This is a genomic window from Paenibacillus sp. J22R160, from assembly GCF_059692135.1.
In genome coordinates this window covers 42142-58093 of record NZ_JCAUAU010000018.1, presented here as the reverse complement: position 1 = coordinate 58093, position 15952 = coordinate 42142, and the positions used below count along the sequence as shown (strand labels likewise).

Here is a 15952-nt window from a genome sequence, read left to right as displayed (position 1 = left end):
AGCGGAGCGACAATGCCACCTTCATGAAAAAAGCCGACCTCCGCAGAGGTCAGCTCATTCATCTATGCTGCGTGACAGCAGCTATTATTCAGTTGCCTTCCGGTGCAATTCTCATCGCATCCCGCTGCGCAATCAAGCATAGCTCCGCTGCTTTGAAAGCATGCTCCTGCGTCATCGCATGCTCTGTACGGTGCAAACAATCCAGGATCAGCTGTCCGAAGTAAGGGTAGCCAACCTCGCCACTCACAGCAAAATGCTGCTCACCATCCCCATTCACAAGATACACATGATTGCTTGTCTGCTCTCTGGCGATATCCACATATTTGCGAAGTTCAATATAACCTTCCGTACCGAGGATCGTCATCCGGCCATCGCCCCACGTGCTTAAGCCATCCGGCGTAAACCAGTCCACTCGGAAATAGCCTGTGGCCCCATTATCTCCAACCAATGTCGCGTCGCCGAAATCCTCAAATGTCGGATACTGCGGATAGTGATAGTTCGCTACTTTACTATGTACGACCTTAGCATCCTTCGCGCCTGTGAACTGGAGGAATTGCTCAATCTGATGACTTCCGATGTCACACAAAATGCCGCCAAACTTCTCTTTCTCAAAGAACCAGTCCGGTCTGCTCGACAGATTAACCCGGTGCGGACCAAGGCCAATTACCTGCAGCACGCGTCCGATCGCGCCCTGCTTAATAAGCTGCTCCGCAAAGTTGGAGCTTTCTGAATGAAGGCGTTCGCTGTAGTAAACGGCATACTTCTGATTCGTCTCAGCAACCTTCGCGCGTGCCGCTTCCAACTGTTCTAGCGTAGTGAACGGCGCTTTGTCTGTAAAATAATCTTTGCCGCTGTCCATCACCTTCAGACCAAGCGGTCCACGATCGCTAGGGATCGCTGCTGAGGCAACCAGCTTGACTTCGCTGTCCTGAAGGATCTCCTCCAAGGAGCTAGCCACGCGAACGCCAGGGAATTTACTCACAAAGCGATCTACCTTCGCAGGATCCGGATCATACACCCATTTCAACTCGCCGCCCGCTTCGCGAAGCCCGTTGCACATCCCATAAATATGACCGTGATCCAACGCTGCTGCTGCAAAAATAAACTCGCCTGGCTTACAAACAGAGTTAAATGTACCTACTGGTGCGTAGTTCATGCCATCGCTTTTTTGCATCGTATATAGTCCCCTATCATTTAGGTATTATCGCTGCATTGTTTCCTGTTGACCCTCTAAGCTTAACAAGATGAGGAGATCAAATGTGACTCTATGTTGTGAAAAAATGATACTACTTTGCGGTTCACAGTTGAATAACCTTCCGAGAGCAAGGCTAGTACCGCATGATGATAAAAAATAACCCACACAGGTGTCTCCTGCCGTGGGTCGAGTGAACTGCTCATAATTAGTATTTACAAATACAACGAGTGATAATGACAAGCAAAATGAACAGAACAAGAATGCTGCCTACGTTGTTATTTGGGTATGAGCAAACTTTGGCTACTGGCGCTACGGCAACTGGTTTAGGGAATACGAACGAAGTTTGTTGGTACGAAGCGTGCAGGTGAATGTCATTGTGAACTGGTTTGTGCATAATAGGTGCCGGTGGCGGTGCGACTGGCATTGGCATCGGCATCGGCATCGGCATTGGGGCTGGCATAGGCATTGGAGCTGGCATCGGTGCAATTGGATACGTTGGTTTTACGAACTCCATGGATGGAGCACCTCCTTAGAATATTGAAGCTTTTAACATTAGGCTGTTATCGTTAGGGTTGGGTGAATAGCTTACAACATCAGTCTATGGGGGAGCACCTATCACGAACACGGTAAACACCCAGATCACCCAAAAATGGTTACCTATCATGGGCGAACGAGCCTCCTGTATTAGCCCGCTTGTACCAGGCGAGAGTCCCCGGCAACCAGCAGGCGGAGACAACAAAAAAACAGCGGTCAGGAAAGCAATCCCGACTCGCTGTTTCTTCTACACATATGGATTATTATCTTTTTCAAAGCCAATCGTTGTTTTACCGCCATGCCCCGGATAGACGATTGTATCGTCTTCGAGAAGGAAGAGCTTATCCTGAATGGAGTCCAGCAGCTCATTATTATCCCCGCCAGGCAGATCCGTCCGGCCGACTGACAGTTTAAACAGGACATCCCCGCCGAATAAGTGTTTGTCATAGAGGAAGCTCACGCTTCCCGGGGAATGACCGGGCGTATGGAAAACCTTGAGCTGGATACCCAGAAACTCCAAAGTTTGCCCTTCGTCCAGCGCGTACTCTGCCGGCTCGGTCTCAATAAGAACACCTAGCTCAGGCCAGCGAGTTGACCCGTTCTTCTTCGGATTCGTCAGCCAATCGGCTTCCAGATCGTGTATGTAAACGGGACACTTTTTGAGTTTACGAATTTCATCAACACCGCCAATATGATCGAAATGCGCATGCGTCAGAAGAATCGCTTCAATTTCTAGGTCAGCAATCTTTTTGATCAGCGACTTCGGGTTCATCCCAGGATCGATAATAATCCCCTTTTTCGTCTCCGGATCTGATAGTAAATACGCATTGGTGCTAACCGGTCCTAAAACAAATGTTTCTATGTTAATCATATGCCCTCACCTTAACATTCACTTAGAACGACTCGATTAAGTCACGAAGTTCCTTCACGATAACAGCATGGTATCCGTTACCTTCACCATATTGACGGCCCATTTCGGCTCTGGCTACTTGAATTTTTTCGTTATAATCTGGCGCTTCGCGATCTGGATTTTCTTGTTTGAACTGCGTCATGACCGCTTGAACGTTTTTCGGACGCGGGCCCCAGTGTCCAAGTACAAAGCCGCCAGTATCTGTAAACACAACAATTGGAATCGAACGGCCGCCATTAGTCAGGAACTGATCGATTACGTCGTAGTTTTGCTCAATAATCAACACTTCCACAGGCACACCGCTGTTTTCCAGCGCTTTGAATACGACAGGTATATTGCGAACAACATCGCCGCACCAATCCGCAGCAATAATGACACAGCGCAGATCATCACGGTTGTTTAGAGAATCGAAATATTCCTTATCCTCTTCATTGTCCCATGCAAATCCGTTGTAGTAATCCAAAAATTTCTCTTTATTCTTCTCCATGCCGTCAATGAATTGCTGTGGCTTTAAGCCAGTGCGCAATTTACTTGCAAGATTCGTACTCATCGCTACTCATCCTCCTAATATAGGGATCTTTGAACGTCGATCAAAGTCCCTCCATTTTCGTAATTCTTCCTTATTATTGTAACAAATTGAATCGAATGCGCAAATCCAGATTGCTAAACTTTCGCTTTTCTTTTCAAATAAAATTGATATCCCACATACAATAGTGTTAAAACAATCGCTGCAATAATTAATGGTTTTATGTACGGCCCTGCGATTTCATCAATTGTTTCCCAGTTATCTTTGAGCTTCATCCCTAAGTAAACATAGAGAAAGGAATAAGGAATAAGTGCTAAAGCTGTGTACAGCGTAAATTTGCCAAGCGGCATTTTGGCCATACCACCCGGAAGAGATATAGCGTGACGGACGATAGGAATGAATCTAGCTGTAAAAATCATGCCCGTACCGTAGCGGTTGAACCACGCCTCAGCAACATCGATATGATGCTTGCTGATCAGCAAGTATTTGCCGTACTTCTCCAGGAAAGGTCTGCCACCATAGCGTCCGATCCAATAAAGCACGATTTGGGCTAGTGTCCCGCCGATAACCGCACAAACAATCGCGCCATAGAAATTAATTTCACCTTTGGATACCAAATAGCCCGCATAGGCAAGAAGCAGCTCGTTCGGAATCACTTCCAGCATCAATCCGAGGAAAATCCCCCAATAGCCAAGCCCTTCCAAGTAAAGCAAAACATTGTGAATCAACTCACCCATTCATGAACCCTCTCTCCCTCTATGATCCATCCGATTTCTACCCTCCATTCTAACACAGACAGGCTCTCATCAACCAGTTTCACCCACTTGCAGCACAGCGAGATACGAAACAATATTCATGCGCTGACAAGCCCCTGCATAAAATGTACAAGTATGTTTGTACAGGAGGCGTGCCCCTATGTCCCAAGTAAGGATTGTAAAGCGCAAGCATCTCTATCTGGCAGCCGTCATACTGCTGCTGCTTCTTTCCAGCGTGCTCTATTTGAACCGCGGTAAAATCGTCCCCACACTGGCCGAACCAATGCCCGAAAGAACCATACAAATGGTTGTAGGCGAGTTCAAATCAACCACCAAAGATGGAAAAACGATTGAAGCATACCGCTGGGATCCCGGCACCGTTTTCATTCAAAAAGGTGAACGAATCAAACTCAGCATTTACGGCGTCAACGGTGATAGCCATCCTTTTCTCATTGAAGGACTTAACATTAGCGGCGAAGTCAAAAAAGGTAAAGAAACCATCGTTCATTTCACTGCCGATCAGGAAGGCACATACCGCATTATTTGTATGACACATGCCGATATCGCCCATAATGGACCTATGATCGGTTACCTAGTCGTCGATTGACGATCTTTTTTCACAAAAACCTTAAGGCTCTTCTGCTCCTCTGACGCTCGTGGCGGCGTTCGCAGGCAGAAGTAGCAATAAGGTTTCTTTTGGTTTACACTGTTGCCAAGATCAATGATTTTCGTAAAGTAGGTGCTTAGCTTGAAAACCCAAATCCTTGTTGCAGATGATGATGCGCACATAAGGGAATTGCTTCGTTTCGTTTTTTCTAGGGAAGGCTATGCGGTATTCGAAGCTGCTGATGGGGAACAAGCGTCGGAGTTGATGGCAGCCCAGCAAATTCATTTGGCTGTTGTCGATGTCATGATGCCCAATCGGGACGGTCTGGCATTATGCGCTGAAATTCGCGAGCACTATGATATTCCTGTTCTTCTTTTGACCGCCAAAGGAGAAATCGAAGATAAAGAGCGAGGCTTTGCGTCAGGAACCGATGACTATATGGTAAAGCCGTTTGAGCCAAAGGAGCTGTTGTTTCGTGTTCGCGCCTTATTGCGCCGTTACCAGATAGTCTCCTCCGAGAAAATTACGCTGGGCCAAACCACCATTAATCGCAGAAGTTATGAAGTAATTTCACGAGGACAAACACTGCTGCTTCCGCTGAAGGAATTTCAGCTGCTCGCACAATTAGCGAGCAATCCCGGACGTATTTTCACACGCGAACAGCTGATTCAAATGCTCTGGGGAACCGACTATGAAGGTGACAGCCGGACGGTTGATGTGCATATCAAGCGATTAAGGGAGCGATTTCAGGACATGACAGGCGATTTCATCCTTACGACCGTTCGGGGGTTGGGCTACAAGCTTGAGGTGACCGGAGGATGAAGACGCTATATGTCCGAATCGTTATGACCTTCATCGTGATCGCGATGGTCAGCAGCATGCTTGCCCTCCTGCTGTCCAACAGCTATTATTCGGTCAAACTGCGTGACGAAAATGAGGAGCAACTTTGGCGTGTCACGAACGAAATTCGCTCGTTATATGAACAAGTGCCTGGGCTAGATCCAACCACCTATTTCACGCATATCGCAGGGATGGGCTTTCAGCTTTATGCCGTTAATGATCAGTTGGAAGGCACATTCTATGGGACTCCTTTCCGGCATACTCAGCTCGATCCCGGCCAAATCCGCCAAGTGTTAGCTGGCGAAACGTATCGAGGGATTCTCGTAGAGCGACATTTCCTTATGGTGACCGGCTTTTTTGAAAATAGTTTACGAAACAGCATCGGGGTCCCTATTCAGGTTCAGGGGAAGCCTTACGCCTTATTCGTGCGGCCTAATTTGGAGCAGCAGATTGGCGGCGTTCGCGTCCTCATGGCCTTCTTGCTGGGACTCACCTTTCTATTCAGCATCCTCCTTATCGTCATTTTCTCACAGTACATTGTGAAACCGGTCAAAAAACTGCGGGAAGCTACGAAACGGATCGTTGGGGGCAATTTCGATATGGCCATGGATGTATCCCGCCAGGATGAGATCGGGGAGCTGGCCAGAGACTTTACCTACATGGCGCAATCGCTCAAGCAATTGGATGACATGCGGCAAGAGTTCGTCGGCAACGTTTCCCACGAGATTCAATCACCCCTGACGTCCATTCAAGGATTTGCACAATCGATTCTGGACAAAGACGCGTCAGAGGAAGAGAAGGAAGCGTATCTGCACGTCATTGTAGAGGAAAGCAAGCGCTTGTCCTCCCTTAGTAAGCAGCTACTGACGCTAGCCTCGCTAGACAAAGAAAGCCACGTCATCAAGCGAAGCGTGTATCGGCTAGACGAGCAGATCCGTCAGATCCTGATCGTCGCCGAGTGGCAGTGGACCGAGAAGGAGATTGCGATCGAACTTGATCTGCCGGAAGTGACGATTTCCGCGGATGCCCAGCTGCTTCATCAAGTGTGGCAAAATCTCATCAACAACAGCATCAAGTTTTCTCGCCCCGGCGATACGCTGCAAATCGGAATTCAGCTGCTGGAGAAGGATGTTCTCGTTGAAATCACAGATACTGGCATCGGAATTCCGGCAAACGAGCTGCCGCATATCTTTGACCGCTTCTTTAAAGCGGATAAAGCAAGAAACCGCGCTCGTTCCGGAAGCGGCCTCGGACTTTCCATCGCGCAGAAAATTATTAAGCTCCACCATGGGCGTATTGACGTGCAGAGCGATTTAGGGAAAGGCACGGCATTCAATGTGTATCTTCCAAGAATGTAAACAAACATTCTGGATCATCATACCCTCAGACTGCAGATGACGCTTAATCAAAACCCCTGCGATACGGAGGTTCTGAATTTAATTGCTGAGCTTCGCTCAACTTGGGCTCCTTGGCATCGTGTCCCGAGTGGCTCTACGCCCACTCTATGCATACAAATAGCATAGAGGAGTGTGGATGCCGTCATGATCAATAACAAACAAGGCGAAAAACATAAACAGCAATTCCCCAATGCGCGCAGCATTCGGAGAGCTTGCAGCAAGGAATTATACCGGACCGTGAAACGGTTGAAAATATGGCTCTCCCCGGAGCAAATTAAAGAGGCCGAGGAACTGTATGTGAAAAAGGTGATGCTCAATCTCCCCTTCATCGTGGAAAACGGCTCTAACCGCAAAGCGCTTTCAGACTGGTTTGACATTAACGTAGGGCCTGAACTTGCTCCTATATGGAAGGTTGAGCTGGCGGTTCTAAACACTGCTTTTCGCGATGCATTCGGCGGTTGATACAAGAAAAGAAGGTCATGGGTATGTCAAACATACGCCATGGCCTTCTTTTGTTATCGATATGCTTAGGAGAACTCAGGCAGCCAGCTGCCATGCGCTTCAATTAACTCGTCACACATTGCAACGATGTCGTCCATCGACAGCTCAGCTGACGTATGCGGATCAAGCATAGCTGCGTGATAAATATGATCACGTTTGCGTGTAATCGCCGCTTCAATCGTCAATAGCTGCGTATTGATGTTCGTACGATTGAGCGCCGCAAGCTGTGGAGGCAGATCTCCCACATAAGTTGGTGTAACCCCGTTGCGGTCAACCAGACAAGGTACTTCCACGCACGCTTCGCGCGGTAAATTCGTAATTAAGCCGGTATTCATCACGTTGCCGCCGATTTTGAACGGAACATCTGTCTCAATGGCTTCGAAAATGTAGGAAGCATACTCATGGGAACGCGCATGTGTCAAATTCGCATCGTTCACGAGATCCTCGCGCATTTGCTTCCAGCGGCTGATCTGGTTGATACAGCGGCGCGGGTACTCGTCAAGCGGAATATTGAAACGGTCAATCAGCTCCGGATAGTTCCGTTTGATGAAGTACGGATGATATTCTGCGTTGTGCTCGGAGGATTCTGTAATGTAATGACCGAATTTCAGCATCATTTCAAAACGGACCATATCCTTATGCTTTTCCTTCTGCTTCTCGATCGCGCGTCTCTTGATTTCCGGGTACAAATCGACGCCATCCTTCGTTACTTCAAGCAGCCAAGCCATATGGTTGATGCCTGCAATTTTGGCTTTGACGCCTTCCTTTTCCATGCCAAGGCTCTTGAACAGTTCAGGAATACAGGCCTGTACACTGTGACATAGGCCAACGGTGCGAACGCCGCCATACGTGTTCATAACATTTGTTAATACTGCCATTGGATTCGTGTAGTTTAGGAACAAAGCATCCGGGCATACCTCGCGAATATCGGCTGCAAAATCAAGCATAACCGGAATCGTCCGCAGATTTCTGAAAATACCGCCGATACCAACTGTATCTGCGATCGTTTGCCGCAAGCCATACTTTTTCGGAATTTCAAAATCCGTAATCGTACATGGATCATAGCCACCTACTTGAATGGCATTTACGACATATTTTGCACCCTTCAAAGCTTCCTTGCGGTCGGTATACGCATGAATGACAGACGTGCTGCCGCTTGTTTTTTTAATATTATTCAGCATGTTGGCTGAATCCTGCAGACGTTCGTGATCAATATCAAAGAGAGCGATTTCAAATCCTTGCAGCGCGGGAGTCATCAAGCAATCTCCAAGCACGTTTTTAGCAAAAACAGTACTTCCGGCACCTAGAAAAGTAATTTTGGACATGTGTGAATACCCTCCAATTTGTTGTCGTTTTCATATCTTCACTATAGCGCAGGAAGCTCTGGAAGCATATGGATTGAACGAACTCCAATATGGACATTTGTAGTTTATTGAGGTACGCTTAAAATAAAAAGTCCGAGGTTTATATGAGTACGGAACATACCTATTTTACCGTCAACATTAATCCGCATGAGAGTAATAGCGAACTTTCCGTGCTTTTTAGCGGGGAGGGGAAGCCCATTGCCCTGCACAATACAGGGCCTGGTGTACACGATTACTATCTGGTCCACACCGTGCATTCTGGTAACGGTACTTTCGAGATGCACAACCGAACCTACCACTGTAAAGCAGGCGACACGTTCATCATCTATCCCGGGGAGTTGTTTCGGTATACGGCGGATGCCGAGAACCCATGGCATTACTCATGGGTGGCTTTCACGGGGTATGCAGCGGGCATGATGCTCTCTCAGATCGGCGTTTCCCCGCAAAATGCCGTCATCTCTGGGAGCGTCCCCCGCTCCATGCGTCACTACTACCGCCGAATCCGCTCCAGCTTTCAGCAGTCGATGTATCCGGCGCTTGAAGATCTGGAAGCCGCAGGCTGGCTTCGGCTGTTGCTTCGCGAGCTCGGCCGGGCAGGCGCTCACCAGGTGAAGGCCAAGCCTGCAACCGAAACAGAGATCCAGCGGCAAGTCAGTCAGGCAGTCCGTTATCTGGAGCTGCAGTACACCCAAGTCGTCTCCATCGAGCAGCTCGCCCGCACACTAGGCTATCATCGAACCTACTTATGCAAAATGTTCAAACAAGCCACGGGCCTCGCTCCCATGCAGTACCTATTCAAAATCCGCATGGAACGCGCCAAGCAGCTTTTGGAAACATCCATGACCATCGATCAGGTAGCCTCGTCTGTCGGTTTCAACGATGCGCTGTATTTCTCCAAGCAGTTTCACAAGTGGAGCGGCAGCGCGCCTTCGGTTTACCGGAAGGAGCGGACGGGTATGGGGGGCTAGTTGGTGGGGGGCAAGCAGGCAACATTGGCTCACCCCTTTTCTGTGTGCTATCGGGAGAGCAGTCCGGTTGTGATGCTAGGGCAGGCGAATGCTCGGGGCGAGCGCGAACAAACAGCATTCGCCCCTTTTCTGCGTGCTATCGGGGGAGCAGTCCAGTTGTGGTGCGAATGGTGCTGGGACAGGCGAATACTCGGAGCAAGCGCGAACAAACAGCATTCGCCCCTTTTCTGCGTGCTATCGGGAGAGCAGTCCAGTTGTGGTGCGAATGGTGCTGGGGCTGGGAGCCGTGTGGCGGTTGGGTGGACGGGGACATGGTTGCTACAAACAACGAACTGACTTCCCCACCGCTATTTGGCGCGCTAGGGAACTACAGGGCGTTATTCCACCGAATTGGCCGGATATCGGCAAATAACGGAACTACAGGGTCTTATTTGCCACAAATACCCTTCTTTTGGCCAAAATCGGTCCAAATAGCGGATCGTAGTTCCCACTACATATGCCCATCCACCTGTAATCCCGAGAATAGAGGATCATAGTTCCTCTCGCTAGCCATCATACAGCAAAAGGGGCTATCCCGTAGGTCATTCCTGACCTATGGAGATAACCCCTTTTGCGGTTTTTAACATCGTTAATATTAGATGGAATTAATACCGTTAATTTACAGCGCTTCCTCGATGCCCAACCGTTAACCGGAATTTCTACCGCTAATTAGCTACAATGTGCAGGATTATTACAATACTGACTGTATTAGAGGTACTATTTCCAGTTATTCTCTGAATCCCCGGTTCAAAGGGGACAATTAACGGGAGTTTTTCCAGTTCCTTAAATCTCGATATCAACAATCAGACTATCTTCACGGCCTACCTCGCGAATATATGCCGCAACCGCTTGATGCTCCGGATTCGGACCATATGCTTCAAGCGCTGCGCGATCCTCGAAACGAACCGACAGAACCACTTGGTATCCTTTATTTTTCTCTGAGAAGTTAATGCCAGCTTGAATATCGACGATCCCCGTCAAATGAGGGCGAAGCGCTTTAAAGCGGTCGACGACTTCTTGAAGCTGCTCCTGCGTAGTTGTTTCTCCGAATTTTACAAGCACAATATGATCGATCATAATATAAAACCTACTTTCCCCAAACCAATTTTGGCACGTTGATATGTAACATCTTTCATCATATCAGGAAGGAGATGGCTCGTCGATATCCACAGTCGGAATCTCATCGGCAGCCCGTTCGGAACCCCATTCAGAATCATCCCAGTCATAACCCTGCTAGGAATCCGATTCAGTGTCCCGTTCAGAACCCCAGCCACAACTCCAGCCGAAACCTCAACCGGAATCCCCGCATAACCTTCCCAACAAAACATTCCTCTACTTGTCAGCCAGCTCAGCAATCCGCTCGGACAATATCACATGAGCGCCTTCCTCACCTATTTGGGCGCAAGCTATTAATCCAGCAGCAATTTTGCTCGCTTGAATGGGACGATACATCCGAAGCCCCCCAATCATAAGCGGAGCAATCGCCCGTGAAACTAGGCCGCCCAACTGCTCTCCAACCCGGACCTCATCCCGATCCCCCAGGATCAGAGAAGGACGAAGCATATAGAGTGAGCGAAGGTTCAGCGCCCGCAGCCCCTGCTCAACATCACCTTTTACCCGATTATAAAATATAGAGGAAGCACTATTCGCTCCCATCGCGGTCACGATAGCAAAGACATCTGCCTTCCCCTTGCCAGCGATTTCACCCAGTTTCATCGGGTACTCGAAGTCTACCTTGCGAAATTGCTCTTGAGAGCCAGCTTTCTTAATGGTTGTCCCCAATGTGCAAAACACGTGAGCACCTGCCATAGCGGCCATAACCACAGGACCTATATCCGTATCTAAACGGCTATAGTCTGTCTTCACTTGGACCAACTTCTCGTTTCCCCGAAAATGACGGAATTGGATGTCCCTGCGAACAAGCGCAATGATTTGATCATACCTAGAATCTTCCTGCAGCAGCCTGATCAGTTCCCGGCCTACTAGTCCTGTTCCGCCCGCTACAATAGCTGTCGTTCCCATAATGCTCCTCCTTCAATTCGCATGGATTGCCGATCAACGAGTAGATGCTATGTACCATGTAACCATGTACCATTTTCCGTGCTGTGCCTGTCTTACCATGCTACGCCACCCCCATGCTGCCCTGCCTCAAACTTCCCAATCCTCGCGCAGAGTCTCATAGAGCTTGACCAAGAACGCAGAGGCATCATAAGTAATCGCAGAATCTTGATCTAATTTCCTCGCAAAATAGTGCGCAATCGGCGCAGCCAGCTCTGCTAACCTCGCGTCAGGCATAGTAGGCACTCTTTCAACCCAAGCCTGCAGCAGCTGCCAATCCTTAGCCGTAATCCCCTGCCTGAGAGTTTCCTCTATCTGCAGTACAATCTCTGGATAGTTCTTGCGAGTGATCGCCTTTTCAAGCTGGTTTCGCCTTTTTATACGTTCAAAACGCGCTTCAATCACAACCATAGTACCAGCAACCATATCGCCGACCCGCTTATCCTTCGAGCTTAAGAAAATGCTGAGGGCTCCTACAAAATAGAATGCAGGCATCATATCCAGCAAACGAAACAGATTGCGAATGATGATGGATAAAAGCGTAGCCGATTGGCCATTACTTTGAATGACGCGCATCCCCAATTTTCGTTTCCCCAGCGTTTGACCGCCCATAAAAGTTTCGGAACATACGAAATAACCCAGGTTCAATACAATCCATAAAACGATGGTAATCGCGATTAAATAATCCGCAAGGTCAGGCAGCCAACTGCCAGAATATAACCTGCTCACCAAAATAACGAACACGAACAACAGGACATTTACAATTAATAGAATAAGGCAATCCAACAGATGCGCTACCGCCCTGCTGCCAATTCCGGCAGTTTGAAATTGCAATTGCACCTGCTCAGGGGTAATGACCGTTACTTCTTTATCCAGAGACTCGTTCATAACATCTCCTTAACGTTGCATAATTATGGTAATTTCATACTTTCCTATGATAAAATGAACAGATTACAGCAAACCTCATCCTGCACTAACCATATAGGTTTCGCTATAGCTAGTTAAACGCTTAGGAGGCTTTTATGGACATCTCGCGCTTTATCCGAGAACACAAATCCCAATGGACAGAGCTGGAACAGCTGCTGCTTCAGCTTAGCAAGAGAAAACGCAGTCTGCAGGCTAGTCACGTGAACAGGTTCACTGAGCTTTACAAAACGGCTTCAGCGCATTTAGCCACGCTCCAAACCCATTCGCCTGCTGATGAAACTACCGTCTACTTGAACCATCTGGTCTCACAAGCACACAATACAATGTATAAAGACAGCCATACAAGCAGCACCCAGATGAAGGAGTTTTTCCTACACTACTTTCCTTCTCTAATCCAAGCAAGAAGCCTGTTCGTCGGCTTTGCTTTCGTCCTTTTTCTACTTGGAGGCTTGCTCGGTTTCCTGTCGATTTGGCATGATCCGCTCAATCTGGCCTTGATTATGCCGGGTGGCATGGCTGAAAACATCGATCCGTCCAAGACAGCAGATCCCCGGGGCGACCTGCATTCGCCGCTGGTCTCAACGGCTATCATGACGAATAATATCCGAGTCGCCGTCCTCGCCTTTATCAGCGGGATCACGCTTGGGATTGGGACCATCTACCTGATGATCAGCAACGGCCTTCTCGTAGGTGCCTTAGCCGCCGTTTACATGCAATCCGGGAAAAGTTATGTATTCTGGGCGTACATTTTACCGCACGGTATTATTGAGCTTACCGCTATTTTCATAGCAGGCGGAGCTGGTCTATACATGGGCTATCGCTTCTTCGTGCCAGGACCTTATCCGCGCAAGCTGCGTTTTCTGGAGTCGGCCAAGGAATCCGCCCAACTCCTGATCGGCACAATTCCGTTATTCATCATCGCTGGGCTCATTGAAGGTTACATTACACCCTCCACATTGCCGCTTGAAGTGAAATACATCATCGCCGGTGTTACTCTGCTGCTACTCACGTTATACTTCGTTTATGGCATTCGCAATCGCAAACGAGCGAACAGCAGACAACCTTTAACACTATAAACGATCACGAGCTTTCAAATCCAAATAAGCATTAACAGCGCTAAGCGTAAGCTGGTCGGCGGGGACATCCATCACAGGGATGCCTCTGCCGGCCATTTCGTTTACATAGGCGTATCGATCCGTCGTAAACTTGTGGGCCATGCTCATCTTATAGGCCTGCCGGCTATCCTCAGCGCGAATACGAGCCCACTCATGAATCAGCGGGTCCTGGAGCGATAAGAGCAGGACCTGATGGCTTCTGCGGAGCCGCTGCACATACGGCAGCATTTCTTGATTGTATAAGTAACTCTCCATATCGGAAAACAGGACGACAAGCGAGCGCTTTTTCAGAAAACGCAGCACATGCGCGAAGGCAATCTGTGTGCTAGATTCAACAAAATCCGTGCTCAAATCATACACAGCCCTCGTTAAGACTTGCAGATGAGGAAGCCCTTTTCCTGCCGGCACATACACTTTGACCTTGTTGGAGTAAGCGATTAAGGCTACTTGATCCCCTTGCTTGAGCGCTACAGCAGCTAAGGTCAACGCAGCTTCTAAGGTCCGATCCAGCTTCACTTGCCCTTCCAGCTCAATTCCCATTTGCCTTCCGCAGTCTAGCACAATGGTAACCATCTTCCCTTTTTCCGGTTGAAAAAGGTTCGTCATCATCTTCGTCGTACGCGCCGACGCTTTCCAGTTGATAAGCCGGATGTCATCCCCCTGCACGTAGTCCCGAATATAGTGGAATTCAGAGCCGCTGCGCTGCTTTTTAAACACACGATGGCCTTCCAAAATTAAAACGTCCTGGACAGCGTTAAGCACACCCCGCACCTGTGACAAATCCGGATAAATCTCAATGGTGTTTTGTGAACTGAGAAGCACCTGCTTCTTCCAAAGCCCCATGCCTCCGGAATAGCGCAGATACACGTTTTCAAAAGCGTACTGCCCTCTTTCAATAGCCGACGCTGTATAGCGGAAAGCAGCTGATTTCCCTTGAAAAATGCCGCTTAATTGGCTGCTTTCCAGTTGAAAGGTGTAGGGTACATGATCCATAAGCTCAACGTGCACGGCAGATCGCTCCAAGCCCAAGCCCAAACTCTCAAGCTCTATACTCACCTCAAACGTGCTCCTCACATCTGCTTGTTCAGGGAGCGTTCTACGTATCTTCCAGCTGCTTCGTTTGGGAAGCAAAAGGAGATCAATCACGCTGAGTACAACTAACAACGCATTGAAGCTCCAAAAAACTGGCAGAACCGCATCAAAAAGCGCTGCGATCAGCATGCCGGCTGCGCCAATAAGCACCAAACCAATGAACCTTCGTGTGGGCAAAATGAAATCTTGGAAGAAGGCTTTATCTAGGAACCGGAATAGAGCCGAGCGTTTCTTGAATGATTTGGTCACTCGTTCCGCCCTCCAATTCCGCTTGCGGAGTCAGCAGCAGTCTGTGCCGCAACGCAGGCCGCGCGACAAGCTTAATATCATCTGGCGTGACATAGGTCCGGCCATCCAATAGAGCCCAGGCTTTACTCGCCATCAGCACAGCGATTCCCGCTCGAGGGCTAGCTCCCAGTTGAATCTTTTTGGACTCGCGGGTTTTGCGAATAAGCGTTGCTATGTAAGTGTATAAAGAGTCCTCCACCACGACATCGGTCAGCTTCCGCTGCCATTCAATTACCCGCTCAGGTGTCAGTAAAGCTTGCAGCGGCTCCTCTTGCTGCTGGTGAAAGGGCACATGTCCACGAAGAATGGCAATCTCAGCTTCTTCACCGGGGTAATCGAGCACCAGTTTAAACATGAACCGGTCGAGCTGCGCTTCTGGCAGCGGGTAAGTGCCTTCATACTCAACGGGATTTTGGGTCGCAACGACAAGAAAAGGACTAGGTAGTTTGTACGTATTCCCTTGAATCGTCACCTGCCGCTCCTCCATCGCTTCGAGCAGCGCCGCCTGCGTCTTCGGTCCAGATCGGTTAATTTCATCGGCTAGCAGTACATTCGTGAAAATCGGACCTTGAATCGTCGTAAACGAATGGTCCTGCATTTGATAGATCACACTGCCTGTAATATCTGCAGGCATTAAATCCGGCGTAAATTGAATACGGCGGTATTCCCCGCCAGATAATTCCGCGAGGGTTCGCGCCATCTTCGTTTTCCCGAGACCCGGCACGCCCTCAAGGAGGACATGCCCTCCTGCTAATAAGGCGGTTGCAAGCAGTCTAGTGTTCAGCTTTTGGCCGAACACACGCTGCTCCATGGCTTGTATCAGTTCATTCATTGCA

General features: G+C 48.8%; 19 protein-coding genes. 7 read left to right on the top strand and 12 right to left on the bottom strand.

The genetic code is table 11. From position 1 onward, the window contains the following. Positions 1–88: 88 nt before the first annotated feature. From AC58UW_RS26075 to uptA, 5 genes are all read right to left on the bottom strand, one after another. Positions 89–1174 (bottom strand): Gfo/Idh/MocA family protein, encoded by a 1086-nt coding sequence (locus tag AC58UW_RS26075; protein WP_497423477.1) that lies wholly within the window; start codon positions 1172–1174, stop codon positions 89–91. Positions 1175–1400: 226 nt separating this feature from the next. Next, positions 1401–1709 (bottom strand): hypothetical protein, encoded by a 309-nt coding sequence (locus AC58UW_RS26070; protein ID WP_497423476.1) that lies wholly within the window; start codon positions 1707–1709, stop codon positions 1401–1403. A gap of 267 nt (positions 1710–1976) precedes the next feature. Then, positions 1977–2600, bottom strand: a complete 624-nt coding sequence (locus tag AC58UW_RS26065) for an MBL fold metallo-hydrolase (protein WP_497423475.1) — start codon at positions 2598–2600, stop codon at positions 1977–1979. 22 nt (positions 2601–2622) lie between these two features. Continuing rightward, positions 2623–3189: a thioredoxin family protein gene (locus AC58UW_RS26060; protein WP_497423474.1), complete on the bottom strand. Its 567-nt coding sequence runs from the start codon at positions 3187–3189 to the stop codon at positions 2623–2625. Positions 3190–3302: 113 nt separating this feature from the next. Further along, complete coding sequence (uptA, locus tag AC58UW_RS26055) at positions 3303–3902, bottom strand: undecaprenyl phosphate transporter UptA (protein ID WP_497423473.1); 600 nt, start codon at positions 3900–3902, stop codon at positions 3303–3305. A 178-nt stretch (positions 3903–4080) separates the two neighbouring features. Between uptA and AC58UW_RS26050 the strand changes: the two genes are divergently transcribed. From AC58UW_RS26050 to AC58UW_RS26035, 4 genes are all read left to right on the top strand, one after another. Beyond that, positions 4081–4527 carry a cupredoxin domain-containing protein gene (locus AC58UW_RS26050; protein ID WP_497423472.1) on the top strand — a complete coding sequence of 149 codons (447 nt, stop codon included), beginning with the start codon at positions 4081–4083 and terminating at the stop codon, positions 4525–4527. Positions 4528–4668: 141 nt separating this feature from the next. Further along, positions 4669–5349, top strand: coding sequence for a response regulator transcription factor (locus AC58UW_RS26045; protein WP_497423471.1), 681 nt, complete (start codon positions 4669–4671; stop codon positions 5347–5349). After that, on the top strand, positions 5346–6725 hold the full coding sequence (locus AC58UW_RS26040; RefSeq protein ID WP_497423470.1) for a sensor histidine kinase: 1380 nt from the start codon (positions 5346–5348) through the stop codon (positions 6723–6725). The genes AC58UW_RS26045 and AC58UW_RS26040 overlap by 4 nt, the downstream gene beginning before the upstream one ends. 183 nt (positions 6726–6908) lie before the next feature. Then, complete coding sequence (locus AC58UW_RS26035) at positions 6909–7226, top strand: dehydrogenase (RefSeq protein WP_497423469.1); 318 nt, start codon at positions 6909–6911, stop codon at positions 7224–7226. 65 nt (positions 7227–7291) lie between these two features. On the opposite strand, the gene AC58UW_RS26030 is transcribed toward AC58UW_RS26035, so the two are convergent. Further along, a complete protein-coding gene (locus AC58UW_RS26030) occupies positions 7292–8590 on the bottom strand; it encodes an alpha-glucosidase/alpha-galactosidase (RefSeq protein WP_497423468.1) in 1299 nt (432 codons plus the stop codon). A 143-nt stretch (positions 8591–8733) separates the two neighbouring features. Here AC58UW_RS26030 and AC58UW_RS26025 point away from each other — a divergent pair, with 143 nt between their 5' ends. Then, entirely contained in the window at positions 8734–9597 is an 864-nt protein-coding gene (locus tag AC58UW_RS26025) for an AraC family transcriptional regulator (RefSeq protein WP_497423467.1), read from the top strand. A 3-nt stretch (positions 9598–9600) separates the two neighbouring features. After that, positions 9601–9933: a hypothetical protein gene (locus AC58UW_RS26020; protein WP_497423466.1), complete on the top strand. Its 333-nt coding sequence runs from the start codon at positions 9601–9603 to the stop codon at positions 9931–9933. 486 nt (positions 9934–10419) lie between these two features. On the opposite strand, the gene AC58UW_RS26015 is transcribed toward AC58UW_RS26020, so the two are convergent. The 4 genes from AC58UW_RS26015 to AC58UW_RS26000 form a co-directional block, all read right to left on the bottom strand. Continuing rightward, positions 10420–10713 carry a Dabb family protein gene (locus tag AC58UW_RS26015; RefSeq protein WP_145667347.1) on the bottom strand — a complete coding sequence of 98 codons (294 nt, stop codon included), beginning with the start codon at positions 10711–10713 and terminating at the stop codon, positions 10420–10422. Continuing rightward, on the bottom strand, positions 10710–10964 hold the full coding sequence (locus AC58UW_RS26010; RefSeq protein WP_497423465.1) for a hypothetical protein: 255 nt from the start codon (positions 10962–10964) through the stop codon (positions 10710–10712). Before AC58UW_RS26010 ends, AC58UW_RS26015 begins: the two co-directional genes overlap by 4 nt. 4 nt (positions 10965–10968) lie before the next feature. Further along, positions 10969–11658, bottom strand: a complete 690-nt coding sequence (locus AC58UW_RS26005) for a Rossmann-fold NAD(P)-binding domain-containing protein (protein WP_497423464.1) — start codon at positions 11656–11658, stop codon at positions 10969–10971. Positions 11659–11784: 126 nt separating this feature from the next. After that, the gene (locus tag AC58UW_RS26000; protein WP_497423463.1) at positions 11785–12582 is read right to left on the bottom strand and encodes an RDD family protein; all 798 of its coding nucleotides are present in this window, start codon (positions 12580–12582) and stop codon (positions 11785–11787) included. A 134-nt stretch (positions 12583–12716) separates the two neighbouring features. Between AC58UW_RS26000 and AC58UW_RS25995 the strand changes: the two genes are divergently transcribed. Next, entirely contained in the window at positions 12717–13697 is a 981-nt protein-coding gene (locus AC58UW_RS25995) for a stage II sporulation protein M (protein ID WP_497423462.1), read from the top strand. On the opposite strand, the gene AC58UW_RS25990 is transcribed toward AC58UW_RS25995, so the two are convergent. Both AC58UW_RS25990 and AC58UW_RS25985 read right to left on the bottom strand, forming a co-directional pair. Next, positions 13692–15077 (bottom strand): DUF58 domain-containing protein, encoded by a 1386-nt coding sequence (locus tag AC58UW_RS25990; RefSeq protein WP_497423461.1) that lies wholly within the window; start codon positions 15075–15077, stop codon positions 13692–13694. The two genes, AC58UW_RS25995 and AC58UW_RS25990, sit on opposite strands and share 6 nt — an antisense overlap. Further along, positions 15028–15948, bottom strand: coding sequence for an AAA family ATPase (locus tag AC58UW_RS25985; RefSeq protein WP_497423460.1), 921 nt, complete (start codon positions 15946–15948; stop codon positions 15028–15030). Before AC58UW_RS25985 ends, AC58UW_RS25990 begins: the two co-directional genes overlap by 50 nt. Between the last annotated feature and the right edge of the window lie 4 nt (positions 15949–15952).